This is a genomic window from Streptomyces longisporus, assembly GCF_039532765.1.
Classification (GTDB): Bacteria; Actinomycetota; Actinomycetes; order Streptomycetales; family Streptomycetaceae; genus Streptomyces; species Streptomyces longisporus.
The window spans coordinates 256798-280272 of record NZ_BAAASG010000023.1 but is presented as its reverse complement, the minus strand read 5'-3'; the positions used below and the strand labels follow the sequence as shown (position 1 = coordinate 280272).

Here is a 23475-nt window from a genome sequence, read left to right as displayed (position 1 = left end):
ACCGTGCCCTGTTCCCGTGTTCTCAGCGTTCCCGGTCGGTCCGGACCACCGTGAACTCGCCCTCGGCCACGCGCGCCCGCAGTGGCTCGTCCGTCCCCACCTCGTCCGGGGCGCGGACGACATGCCCGTCGGACTTCTGCAGCACGGCATAACCACGCTTCAGGGTCGCGGCGGGGGAGAGGGCCACCACGCGCGCGTGTGTGTGCGTCAGCTCGGAGGCGGCGCGGTCCAGGAGATGGCCGAGCGTGCGCCGCGAACGGTCGACCAGCGAGGCGACATGATCGGCCCGCTCGTCGATCATCCGGTGCGGATCCTGTATCGAGGGCCGCGCGAGCGCCTGGGCGAGCCCGCGCTCCTCCCGCTCGACGAGCGCCTCGACGCACCGCCGCGCCCGGTTGCGCAACTGCTGCACGCGCTCGTACTCCTCCCCGACATCCGGTACGACCTTCTTGGCGGCGTCGGTGGGGGTGGAGGCCCGCAGGTCGGCGACGTGGTCCAGGAGCGGGTTGTCGGGCTCGTGCCCGATCGCCGACACGACGGGCGTACGGCACGCGGCGACGGCGCGCACGAGCTGCTCGTCGGAGAACGGAAGGAGGTCCTCCACGCTCCCGCCCCCGCGCGCGACGATGATGACGTCCACCTCGCCGGCCTCGTCGAGCTCCTTCACGGCCTGCACGACCTGCGGGACGGCGTGCACGCCCTGCACCGCGACGTTGCGCACCTCGAAGCGGACGGCGGGCCAGCGGTGCCGGGCGTTCTCCAGCACGTCCCGCTCGGCGGCCGAGGCGCGGCCGCAGACCAGCCCGATGAGCTGCGGCAGAAAGGGCAGTGCCTTCTTCCGCTCGGGCGCGAACAGCCCCTCTGCGGCGAGCGACTTCTTCAACTGCTCCAGCCGCGCGAGCAGTTCCCCGACCCCCACGGGCCTTATCTCGGCGGCCCGCAGGGACAGCTGCCCCCGCGGCGCGTACCACTCCGGTTTCGCGAGTACGACGACCCGCGCGCCCTCGCTCACCACATCGGCGACGGCGTCGAACACCTGCCGGTAGCAGGTGACGCTGACCGAGATGTCGTACGACGGATCCCGCAGGGTCAGGAACACCACCCCGGCGCCGGGCCGCCGCGAGAGCTGAGTGATCTGGCCCTCGACCCAGACGGCCCCCAGCCGGTCGATCCACCCACCGATGAGCCGCGACACCTCACCGACGGGCAGGGGCGCTTCTGCGGACGTGTTGAGAGCCATGCGGCGAGGGTAACGGCCAAGACCGACAACCCCGGCTGTGTCTTTCAGCCCGTCCGGCGTTTGAGGACGAGGCCGTTCAGGCCGATGGCGGGGTCTGGCGGGCGCAGCTCCAGGGACGGGACGGGTAGGGGCGGCGGGGGCGATGTGCGATCTTCGACCCGCCGGACGTGGCCCTACGATGGGTCCCATGACTGCTTCGCCTGGCCGCCGTGTCCTGCTCGCCGCCCCCCGGGGCTACTGCGCGGGTGTGGACCGCGCCGTGATCGCCGTCGAGAAAGCCCTGGAGCAGTACGGGGCTCCGATCTATGTCCGGCACGAGATCGTGCACAACAAGTACGTCGTGCAGACCCTGGAGAAGAAGGGCGCCGTCTTCGTCGAGCGCACGGAGGAGGTCCCCGAGGGGAACATCGTGATGTTCTCCGCGCACGGCGTGGCCCCGGTCGTCCACGAAGAGGCCGAACGCGGCAAGCTCGCCACCATCGACGCGACCTGCCCGCTCGTCACCAAGGTCCACAAGGAAGCCGTCCGCTTCGCCAAGGAGGACTACGACATCCTCCTGATCGGGCACGAGGGCCACGAGGAGGTCATCGGCACCTCCGGAGAGGCCCCCGAGCACATCCAGCTCGTCGACGGGCCGGGGGACGTCGCCAAGGTCGAGGTCCGCGACCCGTCCAAGGTCGTCTGGCTGTCCCAGACCACCCTCTCCGTCGACGAGACCATGGAGACCGTCGACGCACTGCAGGAGAAGTTCCCGCAGCTGATCTCCCCGCCCAGTGACGACATCTGCTACGCCACGCAGAACCGTCAGCTCGCGGTGAAGCAGATGGGCGCCGAGGCCGAGCTGGTGATCGTCGTCGGCTCCCGCAACTCCTCCAACTCCAAGCGGCTCGTCGAGGTCGCCAAGCTCGCGGGCTCGCGCGAGGCCTATCTCGTGGACTTCGCCGACGAGATCGACGAGGCCTGGCTGGAGGGCGTGTCCACGGTCGGCGTCACCTCCGGCGCCTCCGTCCCCGAGGTCCTGGTCGAGCAGGTCCTGGAGTGGCTCGCGCAGCGCGGCTTCGAGGACGTCGAGATCGTCAAGGCGGCCGAGGAGTCCATCACGTTCTCGCTGCCCAAGGAGCTCCGCCGCGATCTGCGCGAGGAGGCGGCGGCGCTGATCGCCGAGCGAACCGGCACCTCGCCGGAGTGACTGTCAGTCGTCCGTCGTAACGTAGAGCCATGCAGATCTTCGGTGTGGACATCGGTGGATCCGGGATCAAGGGCGCCCCTGTGGACCTGGACAAGGGCGATCTGGCGGAGGAGCGCTGCAAGGTGCTCACTCCGCACCCGGCGACGCCCGACGGGGTGGCGGACGGCGTGAAGCAGGTCGTCGACCACTTCGGCTGGACCGGCCCGGTCGGCCTCACCTTCCCCGGCGTGGTCACCGGCGGATCCACCATCCGTACGGCGGCCAACGTCGACAAGGGCTGGATCGACACGGACGCGCGCGCGTTGTTCGGCTCCCGCCTGGGCGGCCTGCCGGTGACGGTGGTCAACGACGCGGACGCGGCGGGCGTCGCCGAGATGCACTTCGGCGCGGGCCGCGGCCGCCGCGGCACGGTCATCCTGCTGACCTTCGGCACCGGCATCGGCAGTGCCCTGTTCGTCGACGGCACCCTGGTGCCCAACACCGAGCTGGGCCACCTGGAGCTGCACGGCCACGACGCGGAGAAGCGCGCCTCCAGCAAGGCCAAGGAGGACGGCGAGCTGACCTGGGAGCACTGGGCGCACCGCGTGCAGAAGTACCTCGCCCACGTCGAGATGCTGTTCTCACCCGAACTGATCGTCATCGGCGGCGGCGTCAGCCGTAAGTCCCAGAAGTTCCTGCCCTTCATCGACGGCATCAAGGCGGAGATCGTCCCGGCGCAGCTGCAGAACAACGCGGGGATCGTGGGCGCGGCGATGCACGCCGCGGAGAGTCAGAACTGGGCCTAGGACCTGCCGTTTGGATCAGCCCGGCGTCGCGGGCCCTGGCACGCACTCCCCCCACTGCCTTAAGAACTCCTATCAAAATGCTGCAACTTGCCTTGGAATCTCGGTGTCTGATGGGTTGTTAGCCTGGACATGAGAAGGGGTGAGCAGCCGCCGTGGATCGTGCCGGACGGGCTGTGGGAGCGGATCGAGCCGTTGCTGCCGGTTGTGCCGCGCCGCACGGATCACCCCGGTCGTAAGCGTCTGGACGACCGGAAGGTGCTGTCGGGCATCCTGTTCGTGCTGTACACCGGCATTCCGTGGGAGTTCCTGCCCCAGGAGCTGGGCTTCGGCTCCGGTATGACCTGCTGGCGGCGCCTGCGTGACTGGAACGACGCGGGCGTCTGGCAGCGGCTGCACGAGTCGCTCCTGGCCGAGCTGAACGCCGCCGGCGCGCTGAACTGGTCGAGGGCGGTGATCGACGGCTCGCACGTCAGGGCGCTCAAAGGCGGCCCAAAACAGGACCGAGCCCGGTCGACCGTGCCCGAACAGGCTCCAAGCACCATCTGATCACCGAAGGGCACGGCATCCCGCTGGCGGTATCGCTGACCGGCGGAAACCGTAACGACGTTACCCAGCTCATCCCCCTGATCCAGGCCGTCCCGCCCGTACGCGGCCGGCGCGGACGGCCCCGACAGCGACCGGTCGCGCTCTACGCCGACCGCGGCTACGACCACGACAAGTACCGCAAACAGGTGCGGGCCCTGGGGATCACCCCGGTGATCGCGCGGCGCGGCGTCGAGCACGGTTCCGGGCTGGGCGTGCACCGCTGGGTGGTCGAGCAGAGCTTTGCGCTGCTGCACTGGTTCCGCCGACTGCGCATCCGCTGGGAGATCCGCGACGACATCCACGAAGCGTTCCTCAGCTTGGCCTGCGGCATCATCTGCTGGCGACGACTGGTCAACCTCTCACTTTGTTAGGAGTTCTAAGGGCGTGGGGGACCCCCAGCCGCGTTGTCGTCACTCTCCCCCACTCTCGAATTCGCTCGAGCGGGAGGGGTCCCCACCGCTCCGCGTCGCCCGCCGCGGCAGCGGCTGAGGTCACAGCTCCTCCGCCTTGCAGCTGCACGCTCCCCACTCTCGGCTTCGCTCGAGCGGGGGGGACCCCATGACCCCGCTCAGGGCAGCCGGGAAACCCCCTTGGCCATAGCCGACCTGATCCGAACGACAGGCCCTAGTACCCGGGCGGACGGCGGCCGCCGGTGCGTCGGCGGCGCATCAGGGCCGCCTTCCGTCCCGTGACGATCAGGCCCGCGACGAGGGTCCCCCCGTACAGCCACCCGGCCTGGGTGGCGAGCGCCGTCACCATGCCCATCAGGCGGCCGAGCAGCCCGCCGCTGCTGTCGGCCACCGGGAACAGGCCCGCCGCGAAGGCGATCGGTACGACGACGGGTGCGGTCGCCAGATCGCTCCTGCGCACCCAGACCGCGGTCAGCAGGCACACCGGCAGGAACAGCACGCCGTACAGGGTGAGCGACGCCCCGAACAGCAGCTGGTCGAGACAGCCGAGCGTGAGCATCACCGCCCCGCTGAACAGCCCGCTGCCCAGCCCGGTCAGCCGCGGGTTGGGCAGCCGCCGTACCGCCTCGGCCGGCGGCGGGCCGGGCTGTCGCGCCGCCGGGCGGGTGGCGGGGCGGCGCTGTCCGGCAGGTCGCGCACCACCGCCCGCACCCCCAGCGCTTCCGCCGCGCTTCGCCTGCGGGGGCAGCGGGGGCGTGCCGCGTCGTGCTCCGTTGTGCGGTGGTCCCGACCCGTGTTGCTCCACCGGACCAACTTAGGTCGGTTTATGTGTGCAATCGGCCCTCAGACACGCCGAGGGGCGGAGCCTGGCCAAGCGTTCGACGGGGAGCCGGGGCGGGGACCGGTACGCCGTAGACTGGTGGATCGGCCCGCCCGCGCACCGAAGAAGGACCGGGCCCACCGCCCCAGTCCCCTGATGTCTCTCACGTACGGGAAGTCGCAACGTGTCGCTCACGATCGGAATCGTCGGCCTGCCGAATGTCGGCAAGTCGACCCTGTTCAACGCCCTGACCAAGAACGACGTGCTCGCGGCCAACTACCCGTTCGCCACGATCGAGCCCAATGTGGGCGTCGTCGGCGTCCCCGACCCCCGGCTGACGAAACTGGCCGAAATCTTCTCTTCGCAGCGCATCCTCCCGGCGACCGTCGACTTCGTCGACATCGCGGGCATCGTGAAGGGTGCGTCCGAGGGCGAGGGCCTGGGCAACAAGTTCCTCGCGAACATCCGTGAGTCCGACGCGATCTGCCAGGTCATCCGCGCCTTCAAGGACGAGAACGTCGTGCATGTCGACGGCAAGGTCTCGCCGAAGGACGACATCGAGACGATCAACACCGAGCTGATCCTCGCCGACCTCCAGACCATCGAGAAGGTCCTGCCCCGGCTCCAGAAGGAGTCCCGGATCAAGAAGGACGTGGCTCCCAAGGTGGCGGCGGTCGAGGCGGCCAGGGAGATCCTGGAGAAGGGCGACACGCTGTTCTCGGCGGGCATCGTCCAGGGCTCCGGCAACGAGGAGCTCCTCCACGACCTGCACCTCCTGACGACCAAGCCCTTCCTCTACGTCTTCAATGTCGACGAGGACGAGCTGGTCGACGAGGACTTCAAGGCCGAGCAGCGCGCCCTGGTCGCGCCCGCCGAGGCGATCTTCCTCAACGCCAAGCTCGAGGCGGACCTCGCCGAGCTCGACGAGGAGGACGCCATGGAGCTCCTGGAGTCCGTCGGCGCCGAGGAGCCGGGCCTCACCACCCTCGCGCGCGTGGGCTTCAACACCCTCGGCCTGCAGACGTATCTCACGGCCGGCCCCAAGGAATCCCGCGCCTGGACCATCAAGAAGGGCGCCACCGCCCCCGAGGCCGCCGGCGTCATCCACACCGACTTCCAGAAGGGCTTCATCAAGGCGGAGGTCATCTCCTTCGAGGACCTGGTGGAGACGGGTTCGGTCGCCGAGGCCCGCGCCAAGGGCAAGGCGCGGATGGAGGGCAAGGACTACGTGATGCAGGACGGGGACGTGGTGGAGTTCCGCTTCAACGTGTAGCGGGTGACGTAGCACCACTTCGCTGATCTGGCAAACATGCAGGTCACAAGGGGTCTGGCTCTTCGGGGTCAGGCCCCTTGATTTTTACCGTGCTGGATAGGTGCTGGATTTTCTGACCTCTCGTCACCTGTCATCACCCCTGCTCATCCCTACCGTGCTGGATCTGTGCTGGGCAGGATGCGAGCGCCCGTGCTGGGGCGCGCACTGTTTGCCTCAGCCTCTTCGGCGTCCTGGGCTGTGCGATCCACCACCTCGCTTGGACGGGTTGTCCGGTCCCGGCAGCCTGCCGATGTCAGCGAGGTGATGGTCGACGACGGCGGCGTCCTCAGTGAGGGTTCTCGTCGGCTTCGCAGGCAGGTGGCATCGACGACGAAGCCACGAGAGTCTGGTGCGCTGAACTACGAGTCCTCGGAGTTGGCGTAGATCCAGTCGGCCGCGGACGTGGCAGCGGTCTCGTGCAACTCGCCGAGCACGTCCAGGAAGCCGCGCCTGCCCCAGCACGGGGACGCGCCCATGGCCGTGATGTGCACAGCCCCGGGAAAGGCCCGGCACGACGCCGCCCGCATCGCCGATTCGTCGCCCCGGGCCCACGCTCGTGCCGCCTCGGCTGCGGCGAACTGGTAGTGGGGTGGCTCCGAGACAGCGACCTCGTCTGCCTGCCGCACGAGATCCTCTAGCTGCCATTGCCTGCCCGTCAGCTCCATGATGCTGATGGTCGAGCGCAATAGGCCGTTGAGGATGGCATACACCTCCAGCGAGCCGCCCGAGTCCAGACCGTCCAGCGCCTCTTGGACCGAGACGGCGTCGTGGCCCACGTAACCCCGTATGACCTCCGGGGATGCGTCGCGGGCGGTTTGCGAGGTGCATCGCTCACGCGGATCAGCCCAGGGATGCCTGGACGGGGGCGGATCCGTCCCGCGGCGCATGGTGCCTCGGGAGAAAGAACTAAACCTACGCCCCCTTCCCTGCCGACCCGTTCTTCTGCAATGTCGGCCAGTGCAGGCTGGTGCGGTGGCAGCTTGCAATGGCGGCACCCTCGCGGGTTCCCATGGGCATGGCGTCGACTCGAGCGGCGGGTGAGGCAAGCCGAGTGCGGCAGCACAGGGAACCGGCCAGGCTCGTGCGTGAATGAGAGAGAGGTCGAACAGATCTCTCAACGGCACGGGAGCTTGGTGTGGTGCGGACGTCGACGGCGTCGCCAGATCAGTGGCCACGCCCAAAACGCTCGATGACAGCCGTCGGAATCATCTCGTCGCTGCCGAGCGGCGGACCGAGCAGGATCTGTCCGTTCTCGGCAGCGGCCTTCTCCAGGATCTCGGGGGTGACGGCCCAGTCGGCCGGCTTCGGTCGGGACAGGCTCCAGCCAGCGTCGCGGAAGAAGTTCTCCACACCCGAGGGGGTGGCGATCGCGAGCATGTCCGCCTGGTCGGACGTCACGTGGTACGCGTGAGGGATGTTGCGCGGCAGGTATACGATGCCGCCTGCGGTGACTTCGAACCGACGGTCTCCGATCCAGAACAGGCCGCTGCCGCTCAGCATCAGAATGATCTCGTCCTCGGTGGAGTGCACGTGCACGGGGGAAGCGGTGGCACTCGGCAAGGTCGACCGGAACATGCTCAGAGCGCCGCCGGTGCGCTGCCCGTCCAGCAGCACTTCCATGATCCCTTCGCCGAGCCACTCCAACTGCTCGTGTTCGCCGGCCTGGGACACATAGGGAAAACTCACTGTGATCCTCCACGATCTGACTGATGATCACCTCGGACGTTATGGGAGCGGTCGTCGTTCAGGCCATCCCAGAATTCTGGGGTCTTCTGGATAGGCTGCGCCGATGGACAGGCTGCACAGCGACATCGAGCGGATATGCAGGCAGGGTCTGGACACACGGGCGTTGCGTTCCCAGGTCATGGCCCGGCTGGAGCAGGATGTTGCTTACGACGCCTTCTGCTTCGGCACCATCGACCCGTGGACACTGCTGCTCACCGATGACGTCTCGGACGGCATTCCGCCCGGCAGCGGGGCGCTCGCATCGCACCACGAGCACTTGGTGCCGGATGTCGACAAGTTTTCCGACCTCGCGCGCACCGGCCGTACCGTCGGAATCCTCAGTCACAGCTCAGGCGGTGACCCCGGTCTGAGTGCGCGGTTCCGCTCGGTTCTGCCGATCTTCGACGCCCGGCACGAGCTGCGTGCTGTGTTCATGGCGGACGGGGAGTGCTGGGGCGCCCTGGCGATGTTCCGACACGGCGACCGGGCGGACTTCACACCACGGGAAGCGTCCCTGGTACGCGCGCTGTCCCGGCCGGTCGCAACGGCCCTGCGCCGGGCTAGCGTCAACGGTCCGGAGCCCACATCTTCGGGGCCGACGGGACCCGGCGTCGTGGTGTCCGACGCGGAGGGCCGCACTCTGGCCGCCAACGACACGGCGCGGCGCTGGCTGGACGAGATCAGCGTCCAGGCCCTGCACGAGGTGTCGGCGGCTGCTCGAGCGGGACGGGGCGAGGAGGCGTATCTGCGGGTGCGGTCCCGCACCGGGCGATGGCTCTCGCTGTGGGGCTCGCCGCTGGACGGCGAACCGCACGCTGGTGCCCCGGCCGGTATGGTTTCGGTTTCCATCCAGCCGACCCCGACCGCCGGCATCACCGAGATACTGACCCTCGTGTACGCACTGACGGCCCGGGAGCGGGAGATCTTGCAGCAGGTGATCTCCGGCCGATCGTCGACGGGGATCGCCTCGGTACTGAGCATGTCCCCGTACACCGTGCAGGACCATCTGAAGTCGATCTTCTCCAAATTCGGTGTACGCAGCCGCGGGGAGTTGGTGGCGCGCGCCCTGGGCATTCAGACCATGCGCATCACACCCCATTGATCCTTGCCACTGGGCGCGGCTCTCGGTTCAAGATGTCCTCGCGGAAGGCGCCTTCACCGTGCGGTGCCGATCCTGGCCGACCGCGCCGTTACCGGTGTTGGGCATGCGTACCGGCCAGACGGCCTGCGGGGAGGCGAACTGACGCTCACCCAGCAGACCGTCAAACTGGCACTGCCGAAGGCACGAGCCTCCGGTCGAGCGTGGCGCTGCCCGTCTGAAATCCTCGAAGGGACGAGGTCGTCACCGGTGGCGTACGTTGAGCCAACTTGCTCAAGGCGCCTGCCGGGAACGGGTCATCGCAGGTCGCTCATGTCCAGCACGAACCGGTAGCGAGCCGCTTTGTCGACGACCTTGGGCCACACAGTACCCACCTGGCGTGCGGGAACCACCTGCACCTGGGGCCGGATGCCGTATCGCGCTGCGAACTGGAGTACCTCGTGCGTCTCGCGGACGCTGCCGACATTGGAGCCGGCCAGAGAGTTCTGGGCGCTGGTAAGTGAGAAGGCCCCGAACTCGTTCGCGATCGTCGTCTTGTCGATGCCGACGCGGCAGAGAGTGCCTCCTCGCTTGAGGAGACTGAGATAGGGATCCAGGGGGACGGTGGCTGGAATGGTGTCCAGGATGAAATCGAAATGGCGCGTGTACTTCGCCATCTGGTCCGGGTCGGAATTCACCACGACGTCGGCGGCACCGAACCGGCGGATGTCACTCTTCTTCTCGGCCGACGTGGTAAACCCGGTGACCTCGGCTCCGAGAGCGTGGGCCAGCTGAATGGCCAGGTGCCCGAGTCCACCCACCCCGAGAATCCCGACCCGGGAGCCGCGCGCGATGTCCCAGTTGCGGAGCGCAGACCAGACCGTGACACCGGCGCACATGATGGGGCCCGCGTGTTTGAGGTCGATCTCCTTCGGGATCGGGTAGACATAGTTCTCGCGTACGACGATTCCGGTGGAGTATCCGCCCTTGGGATATCCACCAGGATAGTCCGCTGCGTCTGCATAGGACGGTATCGGATTACCGTAGGTGAAGAGTGCGCTGTTGATGCAGTACTGCTCCCTGCCGGCCCTGCACTCCTCGCAGGTGCGGCACGAGTCGACGTACGTTCCCACGCCGACCCGGTCGCCGACCTTGAAGCGGCTCACCTCGGCCCCCACCGCTGTGACCACCCCGGCCATCTCGTGCCCGGTGACCAGCGGGTAGTGCTGAGGTCCCCAGTCGCCGTGAGCCGTGTGTATGTCCGAATGGCACACGCCGGAGAAGTCGATGCGCACCTGTACGTCGTCGGCACGTACCGGCCTGCGCTGGAATCGGTGAGGACGAAAGCTGCCCGATGTGTCGAAGTTGGCCATTCCGACGACATTCATCGGCCCGAGAGAACCCGACGGTGTGGCGGCATCTGCCCGCGAAGGAGTGGCGGTCAGTAGTCCTCCCGCCACCGCTGTTGCGGCGGTTCCGTAAATAAAATCGCGACGGCCGACACCTGAGAAACTCTGCGCCTTGGAAACTGACACGAAGTCCACCTTGTTCGTTCGACTGTTTCGCTTAAGAGCCTATCTGCGGAACGGCGCCATAAAGAGACTCAAGGTGACACTGGCAGGACCACCTTGAACATGGTCTGTATCACCAGATCTCGCCTACGGCGACCTCGTCGTTGGCGTCGAGATGCCGGCCATCATCGAAGGCGCACAGCAGGGAATTGTGGCGGAACAGCCTTGGTGAAGAGGGCGGCGACTGCACGCGGCGTTGTCCACTGCGGTAGTGGCTGTCGAACGGGCGCCCGCCCATGAGGCGCTCAACCTCGCCGGCCGGGGAAAGGTGCCATGGGCCGGCCCGGCCGCGGTGGCAAGGTGTCCGCCCCATGCCGGAGACGGATGCGAGGCCCTGGTTTCCTAGGCGTCTCGTTCGGGCGTTCCGGTTGGTTGGGGGGCTGTCCAGCTGGTGAGCAGTCGCAGAGCCTGGGCGGTCGGGGAGCCGGGTTCGACGTTGTAGACGCACAGGGTCTGGTCTGTGTCGCCGGGCACTTGGAAGGACTCGTAGGAGAAGTGCAGGTCGCCGACGAGGGGGTGGTGGTAGTGCTTGGCGCCGTGGGTCCGGCGCAGTACCTGGTGGTCGTTCCACCAGGTGGTGAACTCCGGTGTCTTGACGGTGAGTTCGCCGATGAGGTCGGCGAGCTGGCGGTCATGGGGGTTACGGCCGGCTTCCAGGCGGAGGATGGCGACGGTCTCGGCGGCGATCTGGGCCCAGTTGCCGACGCGTTCGCGCGCGACGGGGTCCAGAAGGTAGTAGCGGGCCAGGTTGCGGCGGGGGGCCGGTAGGGCGTCGAAGTCGGTGAGGACCTCGCGGGCGAGGCGATTGGAGGCCAGGACATCGGTGCGCCGGCCGAGGATGAACGCGGGCACGTGGTCGAGGGTCTGCAGCATCAGGTGCAGTCCGGGGCGCACGCGCTGGGGGCTGGTGGGAGCGCGGCGGGCTGGTGTGGGCCGTGCCAGGAGGTCGGTGAGGTGCTCGCGCTCGGAGGGATCCAGCCGCAGGGTGCGGGCGAGGGCTTCGACGACCTCGGGGGAGGGGTTGAGGGCCCGACCCTGTTCCAGGCGGGTGTAGTACTCGGTACTGACGCCGGCCAGTCGGGCGACCTCGTCGCGGCGCAGGCCCGGTACACGGCGAGCCCGGCCGTCGTCGGGCAGCCCGGCCTGGTCGGGGGTGACCCGGGCGCGGCGGGTGCGCAGGAAATCGGCGAGTTCGGTCCTACGGTCGTCCATGTCCCCAGTGTGGCGGGCGGGGGGAGACCATGGCCGGGGCTGGGTGGTACCGCCAGTACCTTCCTTGGGGGTACCTGCCTGGTCAGGGCCTTTTCCAGCGTCCTGCGGGGCGTCTGCGGGTGGTGTTGTGGTGGAGGGGCCGATGGCGAACAGACCCTCGGCTCTTCGATCCTCATCTCGTTGAAAGGTGTGTCTCATGACCACGCAGACCTCCCGCCCCCTGTCCGGCCGTGTCGCGGTCGTCACCGGCGCTTCCAGCGGTATCGGCGCAGCGTCGGCCGAGCACCTGGCCGCGCTCGGCGCCCGCGTCGTCGTCCTGGCCCGGCGCGCGGACCGGCTGGAGCAGCTGGTGGCCCGGATCAATGAGAACGGCGGCCAGGCCGGCGCCCTGCCCCTGGACGTGACCGACCAGGCGGCGGTCCAGGCGGCGGCTGACCGTGTCGCGGCCGAGTTCGGCGGCGCCGACCTGCTGTTCAACAACGCGGGCATCATGCTGCCCGCGCCGATCGAGGAACGCGCCGGCGAGCAGTGGCAGCACCAGATCGACCTCAACATCACCGGCCTGATGAATGCCATCGGCGCTTTCACCCCTCAGCTGGTGAAGGCCGCTGAGCAGCACGGTGTCGCGGACCTGATCAACACCTCGTCGATCGCGGCGCAGAACATCTACCCGAACTTCGCCGTCTACTCCGCGACGAAGGCGTACGTCACCCACCTCTCCCGGCACCTGCGGGTCGAACTGGGCCCGAAGAATGTGCGTGTCTCGGCGATTGAGCCCGGCATCGTCGGCACCGAGCTGCAGAGCCACGTCACCGACGACGGTGCTCTGGCCTGGCTGGCGGGCGCGAAGGAGACCATCGAGTGGCTCACCCCCGAGGACGTCGCGCAGACCGTCGGCTTCGTGGCGTCCCTGCCCGCACGCGTCAACCTGCAGCAGGTGACCGTCATGCCGACCGCCCAGGCCAGCTGACCGCCCGGGGCGCGCCCTGCAGGCTCTCGCGAGAGCCTGCAGGGCGCGCCGGCCCGACCAGCCCCCGTCCCCGTCGGCCTTGGGCCAGGTGCCGGGAGTACGGGGGTCGGCGGCTGTCAAGAAGGGCCGTCGCGAAGCATCGCGAGGATCACGTCGGCCAGGCGCCGGGCCCGGCAGGGGAGGGTCGGGATGTGGTGCTCACCCTCCCTGATCTTCTCGTCGCAGCAGATGCCGGAGCCGGTGTCGGACGCCTCCGCGACTGCCGACGGCTGGAGCTGACCCGCACACCTGGGATTCCCTTTGCGTCGTTGCACACGAGGCAGAAGGGGCTAGGTGGTTGTGTCCGTACTACTTTGGGTCCGGTTCGCCGGGCGTCTGCCGTCATCCTGAAAGCCACCACGACGCCGGTGTCGCGTTGTGCCGAGCAGCTGCCGCCCACGCCGCATGAAGTGAGCCCGCCGTAGGCGGAGGTGAAAGGAGCTTTCCGATGCACATTGCTGTCACCGGTGCTGCGGGCAAGCTCGGGCGGGCCGTGGTCGAGGACCTTCGAAGGGCCGGTCACGTCGTTTTCGCCCTCGACCGGATCCGGTTCCCGGACACCGCGGCCGAGAGCACCGTCATCGACATGACCGACTACGGACAGGTCGTGGAAGCGTTCACCGGAGTGGACGCCCGCCCGCGCGGCATCGACGCCGTTGTCCATCTCGCGGCGATCCCCGGCCCGGGCCTTGCCGCGAACGCTGCGCTGTTCACCAACAACATCACCTCCACGTACAACGTGTTCTCCGCGGCCCGGCTCGCAGGCATCACCACCATCGTGTGGGCGTCGAGCGAAACAGTGCTCGGCATCCCTTTCGAGACTGCGCCCCCCTACCTTCCCGTCGACGAGGAGTACGCGGCTCGGCCGGAGTCCTCCTACTCCCTCGGCAAGGCGCTGGAGGAGACGATGGCCGAGCATTTCGCGCGGTGGACGCCCGACCTCTCCATCATCGGTCTGCGGTTTTCCAACGTGATGGACGACTCCGACTACCCGGGTTTCGAGACCTGGCAGGACGACCCTGACACGAGGTCATGGAACCTGTGGGGCTACATCGACGCCCGTGACGGCGCGCGCGCCGTCAGGCTCGCGGTCGAGTCGGACCGCAAAGGCGCCGACACCTTCATCATCGCCGCCGCCGACACCGTGATGCGACGGCCCACCTCCGAGCTGATCACCGGCCGCCTGGCGTCGGTGGAACGCTGGTCCGGTCTCGAGGGACGCGCGTCGCTGCTCAGCACGGGCAAAGCACGGCGAGTGCTGGGCTATGTTCCCCAGGTCAGCTGGCTCGACCGTATCTGATCCCCGACGGCGGGCCCGACCCCTGAAAACGGGCGCAGCAACGCATGCGCTCGTATGTCGCCACTCGACGGGAAGACCCTCACCGGGGCCCAGGAAATGAGTCCCGGCCGTGTCAGGCCGATGCGGCGAGCTGCCAGCCGCTGCAGCCTGTGTCCAAGCTCTGACGGTGAGCAGCAGCGTGCGGATCAGCCGGCACGCACCGCCGGCCGGCGGTGTCTCACGGCCACTCGAACACTTCGGACCGGATACGGCCGGACTCCACGCCGACATCCTTGAGCTGTTCCCGCCATCCCGTGACGAACCGGCGGCGACCGCAGATGAAGAACGTCGCGCTGTCCAGGAGGGGGCGCGGGATGTCATCGGCGCGCATGCGCCCACCGCGCCCGCTCAGGACCGGGTGGTAGAAGCGCGGGCCCAACGTGGAACTCAGCCGTCGGGAGAACGCGAGGTCACGCTCGGAGCGCGCCAGGTGGTACAGGTGCAAGCGCCCGTTGGACGTGAGGTGATCCACGAACGGCGTCACCCCGATGCCGCCTGCGATGTAGACGCGGACCGTGGCATCGTCGTCGAGGAACGAGCCGTAGGGGCCGTCGACCCAGCAGCGTTGCGCAGAGACCGCGAACGCCCGGGTGAAGGGGCCGACGGGTTCCACGGCGAGGAGGATCCGCCCGTGTTCGTCGCGGCCGATCGGTGAGAACGGATGAGCGCGCCCCAACCGTGTGCTCCGCACGTACACGAACTGCCCGGGAGCGGGCTGGAGGCGTGGCGGGACGGACACCTCGACGATGCGGACGTCGCCGTCGTGGCCGATGGTCGACGCGTGTCCTGAGGCCGGCCGCAACCGGTGGATGAGCTGCAGCCCCATAGCCGCGGCGAGGGAAGCGGCCAGGACCCACCAGTAGGCGTTGACGAACACGGAGTCCGAGATCAGGGTCCGCACCCCCCACGAGTGGGCGAACACCAGGACGGCGAGTGGGTAGGTGAGCAGATGCATCGCCCGCCAGGACCGGTACCGGATGAGGCGTTTTGCGATGGTGCTGGAGATCCAGACCACTGCGAAGAGCGCGGCGGCGAGCTTGCCGAACGTGACGAACGTGTTGTGCGGGTAGCGGAAGTCGAGCTGCCACAGCCATGCCAGGGGGCGGTTCTGGGTGCCCGCCATGAGCAGGGGATGCAACAGGACGAGAAGGACCCCGGCCGTGCCCAGTGCGGCGTGGACGCGGACAGCGGTGGCCCGGTCCATCCGCAGCACCTGTGAGACCCGCCGCACGCCGAGGATGACCTGCCACCACAGGGTCATTAGCGCCAGTGAGCCGACGACGAGCCCTGCTTGCCGGGCCGTTCCTCGCTGCGCGTCGAGATCTGCCAACGGGGTGAGAAACGGCAGGAAGGAGGCGATGAGGAGCGTGAACAGCGCGCCGCGGCCGGTCATCGCGTCGACCAGCTGCTCCCGGCGGTCGGGGCGTGCGGCGCGGAGGGTGCTCGCGGTCATGACATTCCTGGGATCGAAAGGGCGGGAGGGCCGCGGCCCGAAGGCCCTGGTCATCGCAGAGGGGACGGGTCGGCGGCGATGTCGACGACGATCTTGATGTAAGCGCTGCCGTCCCCCACCGCGGTGTAGGCCGCGGGCAGGTCGTCGAGTGTGAATCTCCGCTCGTCAACGACCGGCCTGAGCCGTCCGGAGTCGACGAGCTCGGCCGTGCGTCGCAGGAAAGCGCCGTGCGCGGCACGACGTCGCCCGGATGTCAGCGGAAGCAGCACGTACACCGGGTGCAGGGTGAGGAACCGGAGTGACGCCTCCTGTAGGCACGGCCGGCCGAAGGCCGCGCAGCTGGCGACGTCACCGTGCTGCCTGGCGAGGAGGAAGGACTGCTCCAGTGCGGGACCGCCCACCGTGTCGAACACGGCATCGAAGCCTCCTTCGCTCGCGTCGCGGAGCCGGGTCATCACGTCCGTCCGGGTGTAGTCCACGGCTGTGGCCCCCCACGCTTCCACGAGCGCGGCTTTGCCGGGGGAGACGGTGGCGGTGACGTCGGCTCCCGACGCGACGGCGATCTGAGTGGCGACGTGTCCCACGCCCCCGGCGCCGGCCTGGATGAGTAGTCTGCTGCCGGCGCCGACCTGGATTGCCTGCAATGCCTCCCACGCCGTGAGGGTCACCAGAGGCAGTGCCGCCGCCTGGCGCAGCGGCAGAGTGTCGGGTGCGTGCGCGAGCAGCGCGGGGTCGGCGCTCTGGAACTGGGCGAGCGAACCCTGCTCACCCCGCACACCGCCGGTGAGGCCGAAGACGCGGTCTCCGGGCGAGAAGCTGTCCACACCGTCGCCGACTGCCTCCACGATCCCGGCGACATCGGTTCCGACGATCGCGGGAAGCGCCGGCTGCGCGTACGGCGACCGGCCCAGTCGGATGCCGTTGTCGATCGGGTTCAGGCCGGCAGCCAGAACACGGATCAGCACGCGACCCGGCTCCGGCTCAGGCCGCAGGACGTCGCGGACCGCCGGTGCATGCGCGCCGAACACGTCCAGCACCGCTGCGCGCATGCCCGTCATGAGGCGGCATCCACGTTCATGCCCGCCTCATTGAGGATGATCCGGTAGGCGGCAAGACGGCGTGCAGCCGTCAGCGGCGTCGAGTCAGCGTTGCTCGGGTCGGTGCCGGCGAAACGTTCGAGCAGGTCGGGGACATCGTCTCCGTCACGGTCCGCGGTAGCCCTGACCGCTTCAGGCATCGCCTCGTACTGCGAGATGTTCCTGCGGTCGATGACTCTTTGCACGGTGACGAACCAGGAGCTGAGCAGTTCCTGGGACTGTGTGGAGAACGACTCGGGGTCGCCCGGATCGCTGCCGAACATCAGCTCGACTCCGTTCGGGTACCCGTCGCCGTCGCTGTCCTTCTCGAGCAGGGGCTCGTAGGTGCTGGCTGCCTCGCGCTGCTCCTGAGACGGATCGAAGATGTCGTCGGATCCCGGCGCGATCGTCTCGAACAGGTCCTCGCGCCAGTCCTCACCGAAGCCATTGAACTCGAACGCGTTCTCGTCCGGGTCGACCGAGTGGCACATCATGCAGTTCCCCCGGAAGGCGGACAGCCCCCATGGGTCATTCAGGGCCTGCTGAGGAAAGGTCGATCCACCGCCTCCCTCCTCGGTCTCTCCGCTCGGCGGGCGACCGCCGCCCTGAGTGCCCCCGGCAGCGGAACCGGCGACGGCCTCCGCACTCCCACGAGAAGGAGCCAAGATCGTTTTCGCCACGGTGAAGACCGACCCGGCCATCAAGAGTCCGGCGCAGATCACCGCCCACATCCCGATCACTCGGCGTCGACGCCGGCGCTCCTTAACACTCACGCCCCAGCCCCCGCTGCGAAGCGCGCGTGATGGTCAGCTTGGACGCCCGCCCCCCGCGCGACCTCACGCCGGCAGACCCCGGTGATCTGGGTTGGGCGGGCCGGGGTGCTCCTGCCGTCGGCGGGTGCAGCACCACGGGTGTGTGCCAGTACGGCGCGAGGAGGAGTGAGGACCTCGCAGTCGTGGATCAGCATGCGTCCATGCTGGGCGATGCCGGCGCGTCCTGGAGCAGTGAAGGTGGTACCGCCGCACACAGGTAGCCGTTCGGTTCCTGCCCTGCGGCCGGCTGCCTGAGCCGGTGTGAGGGGCCAGGTATGGCGTGCTTCAGAAGCCCTGGGGGAGTCGCGGGGTGTAGGCAGCCTCGAGCCGGTCGACCTCGTCCGGTCGCAGCTCAAGGCCGGCTGCGGCGATCGCATCGTCGATGTGGCCTTGCCGGGTCGCTCCCACGATCGGTGCGGATACGGCGGGCTTGGCCAGCACCCACGCCAACGCCACCTGAGCCATCGACACGCCCCGCTCCTCGGCGAGTGCCTGAACTGCTGAGACGATCCGCTCGTCCGCATCCTCCTGACCCTGGTAGAGCCCCTTGCCGAACTCATCGGTCGACTGCCGTGTGCCGGACCCGGGCGCACCCCACGGGCGAGCGAGTCGGCCCCGGGCGAGCGGACTCCATGGAAGGACACCGACACCGGTCGCGGCCGCGAACGGGTGCATCTCGCGCTCCTCCTCCCGCTGCAGCAGGTTGTACTGGTCCTGCATGGACACGAACTTCGTCTGGTGCTGCCGCTCCGCAGCGTGCTGCATCAACGCGAACTGCCACGTCCACATGCTCGACGCGCCGATGTACCGGGCCTTCCCGGCCTTCACGACGTCGTGAAGCGCTTCCATCGTCTCCTCGACCGGGGTGAGCGGATCGAAGCGGTGAATCTGGTACAGATCCACGTAGTCGACTCCCAGCCGCGTCAGAGAGGCGTCGATCTCCGTCATGATGGCGGCGCGGGACAGCCCGGCGCCGTTGCGCCCCGGACGCATGCGGCCATGAACCTTGGTGAAGATCTGCACCTCTTCGCGCGCTCCCAGCTCCTTCAGGAGAATGCCGGTGATCTCTTCGCTGGTGCCGTCGGAGTAGACGTTGGCGGTGTCGAAGGCCGTGATCCCCGCCTCGAAGGCCCTACGCACGAGCGGGCGGGCTTCGTCGATGTCCACGGTCCACTCGTGCAACCCGCTGGCCGGCCTGCCGTAGCTCATCATCCCGAGCACGATCCGGCTGATCTCCAGGCCAGTGGCTCCCAGCCGTACTGTCTGCATCAAAAGCTCCTCACATGTGTCCGCCACGACGGCGAAACCGCAGACCACCGTACGGCCACATCTAGGGCCGCCCTGCGGGCCAGGTGTGGTGCATACCAACAGCCTCGGACGCTCTTGCCCTCGAGAGCCTGAGCATGGGACCTCGCACAGCAGGCGGTGCAGCTTCATCAACATCCCGTTGGTGCCGCATCACCATCACAGGACGCCGACCGGACGCCCCCGCACAGCGGCTGTCCGAGGTGTGGAACAGCCGTTGCTCCCCGCCGCGAGCGAGCGGGCCGATGAACTGCCCTTACGATCGGTGCTGTGCCCGACCCATCCAGTTCAGCGCAGGAACTGGCGGCGTTCCTGCGCTCGCGCCGTGCGCAGGTCTCCCCTGAGCAGGTCGGTCTGCCGCGAGGCGAGGGCCGCCGTACCAAGGGGCTGCGACGCTCGGAGGTAGCGGCCCTGGCCGGCGTGAGCGTCGGCTGGTACACGTGGCTGGAGCAGGCACGGGCACGCCCGACCACGGCCGTACTGTCCGCCCTGGCGGGAGCGCTTCAGCTCGCCGACAACGAGCGGCGCTACCTGCTGTCCTTTGCCGATGCGTCAACGCCTCCCGAGCGCCGCCCGCTACAGCGTCCCGTGGCGTCCGTCGAGCTCTTGGCGCTGGTGCACACGATGATGCCGAACCCCGCATTCATCCTCGACGAGAACTGGGACTTCCTCGCCTGGAACGACGCCTACACGGCTTTGACGATGAACCTCGCGGACCTGCCCGCGCAGCACCGGAATTTTCTCTGGCTGTTGCTGCGGTGGCCGGAGTACCGGCGACGCAATGTCGAATGGGAACGGGAGGCGCGGAGCGTCGTCGGCCAGTTCCGCACCTCGTACCACCACAACCGCAGGTACGACCCCCGAGCCGATGAGGTCGCGTCGATGATCCTTGAGGACGAGAACGCGGCGCACCTGTGGCAGAAGTTCCACGTGCAGGAGTACGCGCCCGGCGTCATCACCTTCCTCCAGCCGGACGGAAGCGCTCAGCGCTACCGCCACGTCAAGATGCAGACCCTGGACGTCCAGCGGCTACGCGTCGTGGTCTATCTCGCGCTCTGAGCTCGCGCGAAGGAGCCGGGCGGTCTTCAACCGAAACCGACCGCGCCACGCGCAGACGGCAGCGTCGTCCCCGGGCAGAACCCCGCCTTGAGCGAGGCGCTCGCTGAGAAGGTCGCCGATCTGCTGAACGCATGACCCTCCGGCACCCCCTCCGTCCGACGCCGAGCGCGGCCCGGTAGCGGGAGGCGCCCAGTCGTGTCGAGGTCGCGGCTCAGCTCGTGGCGCGGCGCGCTCGTCGCTCCCGTGTTCCGTTGGCCCGACCGAGTTGTTTCGCGAGCTCGGCCGAGGTGGACGCGTCGGGTGTGGTCGCGGCGGCGGCCCGCCACAGCAGATCTTGCAGGGTCTCCTGCTCCGCTGCGCTCAACCCGCGCAACGTGTGCTGCTCGCTCTGCGCCAGCCGATCGTTGATCTTGTCGAGCATGCGCGCCCCCTTGGCCGTGATGGCGATCCGTCGAGCGCGCCGATCGTTCGGGTCGGGGGTGCGCTCGACCAACTTCTCACGTTCGAGGTCGTCGACGAGGTACGTGAACACGGTGCGGTCGATGCCCAGTTGATAGGCGCACGCCGCCTGGGTGGGTGGCGCCTGGTGCGAGCAGACCCCGAGCACCAGATAACCGCGCGACCCGCCCGGCAGGTCGGTGAAGGCGGCTTCGGACGCGTGCAGGAACGCGTGCTGGACCACGGCCAGTGAGATCCCGAACGGAGCCCGTTCCGTCTGTGTGGCCTGGGGTGCGTCCATGGCCGCGAGCGTACCAGATCCTGGTCAAGAATGCGTCTCTGCAGATGGTCGCCTTGACAACTGATCTGAAAAACAACGTATTGTTGTTGCGTACCGCTGGAACGAAGAAGGGCAACACCATGAATCTGTTGCGGGTCGACGCGAGCATCCGGTCGGAAGGATCGGTAAGCCGCCAGCTCGGCGATGCCGTCGAACAGCAGTGGCGTCAGCAGCATCCGGACGGCACGGTCACGCGCCGCGACGTCGGCAGTGCTCCGCTGCCGCCGCTGTGGCACGCCGGCGTCCCCGGCTCGCATCTCCCGCCCGAGCAGCGCACTCCTGAGCAGGCGCGGGCGGCCGCACTCGTGGACGAGCTGGTGGGAGAGCTGCTCGCCGCGGACGCGATCGTGATCGGAGCTCCGATCTACAACTGGGGCGTGCCGCAGGGTCTGAAGCAGTGGATCGACCTGATCTGCCTCGACGCACGTCCCGCCGCATCCGACGGCACGTTCCTGGCCGGTCGGCAGGCGATCGTCGTCGAGTCCAGAGGCGGTGGATACGACCCCGGTACGCCGCGCGAGGGATGGGATTTCGTCACGCCGTACCTCACCCGTCTGCTGGGCGACGCGTGGGGGCTCGAGCTGTCCTTCGCCCGGGCCGAGCTCACATCGGCCGACCAGAACCCGGCGATGGCGTTCCTGCGCGAGCAGGCGAAGGAGCAGCTCGCCGAGGCCGAGACGTCGGCCGCGTCCCACGTCACCGCAGTCCTGGACCGCCTGCGGTCCGGCGCGCGGACGAATCCATCCCGCTGACCGGAAGAAGGCAACCATCATGAGCGACGTCGTGAAGATCGACGTGTGGTCCGACATCGCCTGCCCCTGGTGCTACATCGGCAAGCGCCGGCTCGAACAGGCCATCGCCCGTTTCGACGGCCGGGTCGAGATCGAGTACCACTCCTTCGAACTCGCACCGGACACCCCGGCCGACTACCCCGGGACCCAGGCCGATTTCCTCGCCGAGTACAAGCACATCCCCGTCGAACAGGCGCAGCAGATGCTGAACCAGGTCACCGACGTCGCCGCCGGCGAGGGACTGGCGTTCGACTACGACGCGCTGCGCCCCGCCAACACCGTGCTCGCCCACCAGGCCCTGCGCCTGGCCAAGGCGCACGACCTGCAGGGCGAGCTCAAGGAGCGACTGCTCAGCGCCTACTTCGAGCAGGGACGCAACCTCAACGACCCCGAGGTGATCGCCGGGCTCGCCGCCGAGGTCGGACTCGATCGCGACGAGGTGCTGGCGGCGCTGCGCGAGGAGACCTACCTGCCCGAGGTCCACGCCGATCAGGCCCAAGCCGCCGCCTACGGGATCACCGGCGTCCCGTTCTACGTCCTGGACGGTCGGCTGGCGGTGTCGGGGGCACAGTCGCCCGAACTGTTCCTCTCGGCGCTGGAGCGGGCCACTTCCATGAGCGGGAGGCCGGCATGAGCGCGCCTTTCGAATCCATGGGCGAGGCGACCGGCGCCGTGTGCGTCGACGGTGTGTGCGCTGTACCGCGACCCGACGCGACCCCGGCCGGGCCGGAGATTGTCCCCTTCCGTGTCGAGATCACCGACGACCAGGTGGCCGACCTGCGTGACCGCCTGGCCCGCACCCGGTGGCCGGACGCCGAGACCGTCGACGACTGGTCCCAAGGCGTGCCGCTCTCCTACCTGCGGGAGGTGTGTGGGTACTGGCAGCACGACTACGACATGCAACGCGTCGCCCGGCGCCTGAACGCCGTGACGCAGTTCGTGACGACGATCGACGGACTCGACATCCACTTCATCCACGTCCGCTCGCCGCACGCGAACGCCGTACCGCTCGTGCTCACTCACGGGTGGCCGACCTCGGTTCTCGACTTCGTCGACCTCGTCGGACCGCTCACAGATCCAGTCGCCCACGGCGCCGACGCCGCCGACGCCTTCCACGTCGTCATTCCCTCGCTTCCCGGCTACGGCTTCGGCTCGAAGCCCACCGGCACGGGCTGGGGGGTCGAGCGCATCGCCGATGCCTGGGCCGAGCTGATGACCAGGCTCGGCTACGACCGGTTCGTCGCGCTCGGCGGCGACTGGGGCGCGGCGGTCTCCACCCAACTGGCCGTCCGCCACGGTGACCGCATCGCCGGGGTGACCTTGAACTTCGCGCTGCCGCCTCGCGGCGACACCGGGCAACCCACAGCCGATGAACTCGCCGAACTCGAAAGGTTCGGGCGACTGGGCGCACAGGGCACCGGCTACGCCGTACAGCAATCGACCCGCCCACAGACCCTCGGATACGGACTGGCCGACTCGCCTGCTGCCCAGTGCGCCTGGATCATCGAGAAGTTCTCCGCCTGGTCCGACGCCGACGGCGGCAACCCGGAAGCCGCGTTCTCCCGCGACGTCCTGCTCGACAACGTGATGGTCTACTGGCTCAACGCCACAGCTGTCTCCTCGGCGCGTCTGTACTGGGAGAGCTTCGGCACCACCTTCGGTGCCGCGGCCCAGGACGTCGCTATTACCGCACCGACGGCCTACACCGCCTACCCGAGCGACGTCTACGCCCCCTCGGAGCGGCTCGCGCGGATCCGCTTCGCCAACCTGCGCCACTACGCCCGCGCCCCCCGCGGCGGCCACATGCCTTCCCTCGAAGTGCCCGACCTCTTCCTCGCCGACGTCCGCGCGGGCGTCCGCGCGTTCGAACTCCGCTAGCAGCACCTCCACTCCGGCAGATCCCGTTGTTCGGGAACCACAGAAAGG

The 23475-nt window shown here is 68.5% G+C and carries 22 protein-coding genes; 11 read left to right on the top strand and 11 right to left on the bottom strand.

Annotated elements, in window-relative coordinates:
- Positions 1-22: 22 nt before the first annotated feature.
- A complete protein-coding gene (gene xseA / locus ABD355_RS37755) occupies positions 23-1240 on the bottom strand; it encodes an exodeoxyribonuclease VII large subunit (RefSeq protein ID WP_344405571.1) in 1218 nt (405 codons plus the stop codon).
- 178 nt (positions 1241-1418) lie between these two features.
- Here xseA and ABD355_RS37750 point away from each other — a divergent pair, with 178 nt between their 5' ends.
- From ABD355_RS37750 to ABD355_RS37740, 3 genes are all read left to right on the top strand, one after another.
- Positions 1419-2429, top strand: a complete 1011-nt coding sequence (locus ABD355_RS37750) for a 4-hydroxy-3-methylbut-2-enyl diphosphate reductase (RefSeq protein ID WP_344405570.1) — start codon at positions 1419-1421, stop codon at positions 2427-2429.
- A gap of 29 nt (positions 2430-2458) precedes the next feature.
- Entirely contained in the window at positions 2459-3214 is a 756-nt protein-coding gene (ppgK, locus tag ABD355_RS37745; protein ID WP_344405568.1) for a polyphosphate--glucose phosphotransferase, read from the top strand.
- A 129-nt stretch (positions 3215-3343) separates the two neighbouring features.
- Positions 3344-4170 (top strand): IS5 family transposase gene (locus ABD355_RS37740; RefSeq protein WP_344405566.1). Its coding sequence is split into 2 segments (ribosomal slippage): positions 3344-3704 and positions 3704-4170, totalling 828 coding nucleotides; the frame shifts between segments, so codons are not numbered across the junction.
- 253 nt (positions 4171-4423) lie between these two features.
- Here the strand turns inward: ABD355_RS37740 and ABD355_RS37735 are convergent.
- The gene (locus tag ABD355_RS37735) at positions 4424-5014 is read right to left on the bottom strand and encodes a DUF6542 domain-containing protein (RefSeq protein WP_344405565.1); all 591 of its coding nucleotides are present in this window, start codon (positions 5012-5014) and stop codon (positions 4424-4426) included.
- Positions 5015-5213: 199 nt separating this feature from the next.
- On the opposite strand from ABD355_RS37735, the gene ychF reads away from it, so the two are divergent.
- A complete protein-coding gene (ychF, locus tag ABD355_RS37730) occupies positions 5214-6302 on the top strand; it encodes a redox-regulated ATPase YchF (RefSeq protein WP_115906146.1) in 1089 nt (362 codons plus the stop codon).
- 398 nt (positions 6303-6700) lie between these two features.
- Here the strand turns inward: ychF and ABD355_RS37725 are convergent, their stop codons facing one another.
- Together ABD355_RS37725 and ABD355_RS37720 are read right to left on the bottom strand one after the other, a co-directional pair.
- Positions 6701-7117, bottom strand: a complete 417-nt coding sequence (locus ABD355_RS37725; RefSeq protein ID WP_344405563.1) for a hypothetical protein — start codon at positions 7115-7117, stop codon at positions 6701-6703.
- A gap of 388 nt (positions 7118-7505) precedes the next feature.
- The gene (locus ABD355_RS37720; RefSeq protein ID WP_344405562.1) at positions 7506-8012 is read right to left on the bottom strand and encodes a cupin domain-containing protein; all 507 of its coding nucleotides are present in this window, start codon (positions 8010-8012) and stop codon (positions 7506-7508) included.
- 118 nt (positions 8013-8130) lie between these two features.
- Between ABD355_RS37720 and ABD355_RS37715 the strand changes: the two genes are divergently transcribed.
- Positions 8131-9168, top strand: coding sequence for a LuxR C-terminal-related transcriptional regulator (locus ABD355_RS37715; RefSeq protein WP_132891152.1), 1038 nt, complete (start codon positions 8131-8133; stop codon positions 9166-9168).
- 293 nt (positions 9169-9461) lie between these two features.
- Here the strand turns inward: ABD355_RS37715 and ABD355_RS37710 are convergent, their stop codons facing one another.
- Both ABD355_RS37710 and ABD355_RS37705 read right to left on the bottom strand, forming a co-directional pair.
- Positions 9462-10679 (bottom strand): alcohol dehydrogenase catalytic domain-containing protein, encoded by a 1218-nt coding sequence (locus ABD355_RS37710; RefSeq protein ID WP_165939465.1) that lies wholly within the window; start codon positions 10677-10679, stop codon positions 9462-9464.
- Between the two features lie 378 nt (positions 10680-11057).
- Positions 11058-11927 (bottom strand): MmyB family transcriptional regulator, encoded by an 870-nt coding sequence (locus ABD355_RS37705; RefSeq protein WP_132891150.1) that lies wholly within the window; start codon positions 11925-11927, stop codon positions 11058-11060.
- A gap of 196 nt (positions 11928-12123) precedes the next feature.
- Here ABD355_RS37705 and ABD355_RS37700 point away from each other — a divergent pair, with 196 nt between their 5' ends.
- Together ABD355_RS37700 and ABD355_RS37695 are read left to right on the top strand one after the other, a co-directional pair.
- Positions 12124-12897, top strand: coding sequence for an SDR family NAD(P)-dependent oxidoreductase (locus ABD355_RS37700; RefSeq protein WP_132891149.1), 774 nt, complete (start codon positions 12124-12126; stop codon positions 12895-12897).
- Positions 12898-13384: 487 nt separating this feature from the next.
- A complete protein-coding gene (locus tag ABD355_RS37695) occupies positions 13385-14236 on the top strand; it encodes an NAD-dependent epimerase/dehydratase family protein (RefSeq protein WP_344405560.1) in 852 nt (283 codons plus the stop codon).
- A 217-nt stretch (positions 14237-14453) separates the two neighbouring features.
- Here the strand turns inward: ABD355_RS37695 and ABD355_RS37690 are convergent, their stop codons facing one another.
- From ABD355_RS37690 to ABD355_RS37675, 4 genes are all read right to left on the bottom strand, one after another.
- Positions 14454-15728 carry a ferric reductase-like transmembrane domain-containing protein gene (locus ABD355_RS37690; RefSeq protein ID WP_344405559.1) on the bottom strand — a complete coding sequence of 425 codons (1275 nt, stop codon included), beginning with the start codon at positions 15726-15728 and terminating at the stop codon, positions 14454-14456.
- 50 nt (positions 15729-15778) lie between these two features.
- Positions 15779-16786: a zinc-binding dehydrogenase gene (locus ABD355_RS37685; protein WP_344405558.1), complete on the bottom strand. Its 1008-nt coding sequence runs from the start codon at positions 16784-16786 to the stop codon at positions 15779-15781.
- On the bottom strand, positions 16783-17535 hold the full coding sequence (locus ABD355_RS37680) for a thrombospondin type 3 repeat-containing protein (protein WP_344405556.1): 753 nt from the start codon (positions 17533-17535) through the stop codon (positions 16783-16785). The genes ABD355_RS37685 and ABD355_RS37680 overlap by 4 nt, the downstream gene beginning before the upstream one ends.
- A 366-nt stretch (positions 17536-17901) precedes the next feature.
- Entirely contained in the window at positions 17902-18885 is a 984-nt protein-coding gene (locus ABD355_RS37675; RefSeq protein ID WP_132888607.1) for an aldo/keto reductase, read from the bottom strand.
- Between the two features lie 306 nt (positions 18886-19191).
- On the opposite strand from ABD355_RS37675, the gene ABD355_RS37670 reads away from it, so the two are divergent.
- Positions 19192-19980 (top strand): MmyB family transcriptional regulator, encoded by a 789-nt coding sequence (locus tag ABD355_RS37670; RefSeq protein ID WP_165939343.1) that lies wholly within the window; start codon positions 19192-19194, stop codon positions 19978-19980.
- 211 nt (positions 19981-20191) lie between these two features.
- Here the strand turns inward: ABD355_RS37670 and ABD355_RS37665 are convergent, their stop codons facing one another.
- Positions 20192-20719 carry a MarR family winged helix-turn-helix transcriptional regulator gene (locus ABD355_RS37665; protein WP_344405555.1) on the bottom strand — a complete coding sequence of 176 codons (528 nt, stop codon included), beginning with the start codon at positions 20717-20719 and terminating at the stop codon, positions 20192-20194.
- 44 nt (positions 20720-20763) lie between these two features.
- Here ABD355_RS37665 and ABD355_RS37660 point away from each other — a divergent pair, with 44 nt between their 5' ends.
- Genes ABD355_RS37660 through ABD355_RS37650 form a run of 3 tightly spaced genes read left to right on the top strand, consistent with a single transcriptional unit; the run spans position 20764 to position 23427 of the window.
- Positions 20764-21510: an NAD(P)H-dependent oxidoreductase gene (locus ABD355_RS37660; RefSeq protein WP_132888610.1), complete on the top strand. Its 747-nt coding sequence runs from the start codon at positions 20764-20766 to the stop codon at positions 21508-21510.
- Between the two features lie 19 nt (positions 21511-21529).
- Positions 21530-22183: a DsbA family protein gene (locus ABD355_RS37655; RefSeq protein WP_132888611.1), complete on the top strand. Its 654-nt coding sequence runs from the start codon at positions 21530-21532 to the stop codon at positions 22181-22183.
- The gene (locus tag ABD355_RS37650; protein ID WP_344405554.1) at positions 22180-23427 is read left to right on the top strand and encodes an epoxide hydrolase family protein; all 1248 of its coding nucleotides are present in this window, start codon (positions 22180-22182) and stop codon (positions 23425-23427) included. The genes ABD355_RS37655 and ABD355_RS37650 overlap by 4 nt, the downstream gene beginning before the upstream one ends.
- Positions 23428-23475 lie beyond the last annotated feature (48 nt).

What these genes read in the sequence shown, in the direction of transcription:
- xseA (WP_344405571.1), bottom strand. Translation starts at nt 1,240, where the DNA reads ATGGCTCTCAACACGTCCGCAGAAGCGCCCCTGCCCGTCGGTGAGGTG.
- ABD355_RS37750 (WP_344405570.1), top strand. Translation starts at nt 1,419, where the DNA reads ATGGGTCCCATGACTGCTTCGCCTGGCCGCCGTGTCCTGCTCGCCGCC.
- ppgK (WP_344405568.1), top strand. Translation starts at nt 2,459, where the DNA reads ATGCAGATCTTCGGTGTGGACATCGGTGGATCCGGGATCAAGGGCGCC.
- ABD355_RS37715 (WP_132891152.1), top strand. Translation starts at nt 8,131, where the DNA reads ATGGACAGGCTGCACAGCGACATCGAGCGGATATGCAGGCAGGGTCTG.
- ABD355_RS37705 (WP_132891150.1), bottom strand. Translation starts at nt 11,927, where the DNA reads ATGGACGACCGTAGGACCGAACTCGCCGATTTCCTGCGCACCCGCCGC.
- ABD355_RS37700 (WP_132891149.1), top strand. Translation starts at nt 12,124, where the DNA reads ATGACCACGCAGACCTCCCGCCCCCTGTCCGGCCGTGTCGCGGTCGTC.
- ABD355_RS37695 (WP_344405560.1), top strand. Translation starts at nt 13,385, where the DNA reads ATGCACATTGCTGTCACCGGTGCTGCGGGCAAGCTCGGGCGGGCCGTG.
- ABD355_RS37690 (WP_344405559.1), bottom strand. Translation starts at nt 15,728, where the DNA reads ATGACCGCGAGCACCCTCCGCGCCGCACGCCCCGACCGCCGGGAGCAG.
- ABD355_RS37685 (WP_344405558.1), bottom strand. Translation starts at nt 16,786, where the DNA reads ATGACGGGCATGCGCGCAGCGGTGCTGGACGTGTTCGGCGCGCATGCA.
- ABD355_RS37680 (WP_344405556.1), bottom strand. Translation starts at nt 17,535, where the DNA reads ATGTGGGCGGTGATCTGCGCCGGACTCTTGATGGCCGGGTCGGTCTTC.
- ABD355_RS37675 (WP_132888607.1), bottom strand. Translation starts at nt 18,885, where the DNA reads ATGCAGACAGTACGGCTGGGAGCCACTGGCCTGGAGATCAGCCGGATC.
- ABD355_RS37665 (WP_344405555.1), bottom strand. Translation starts at nt 20,719, where the DNA reads ATGGACGCACCCCAGGCCACACAGACGGAACGGGCTCCGTTCGGGATC.
- ABD355_RS37660 (WP_132888610.1), top strand. Translation starts at nt 20,764, where the DNA reads ATGGTCGCCTTGACAACTGATCTGAAAAACAACGTATTGTTGTTGCGT.
- ABD355_RS37655 (WP_132888611.1), top strand. Translation starts at nt 21,530, where the DNA reads ATGAGCGACGTCGTGAAGATCGACGTGTGGTCCGACATCGCCTGCCCC.
- ABD355_RS37650 (WP_344405554.1), top strand. Translation starts at nt 22,180, where the DNA reads ATGAGCGCGCCTTTCGAATCCATGGGCGAGGCGACCGGCGCCGTGTGC.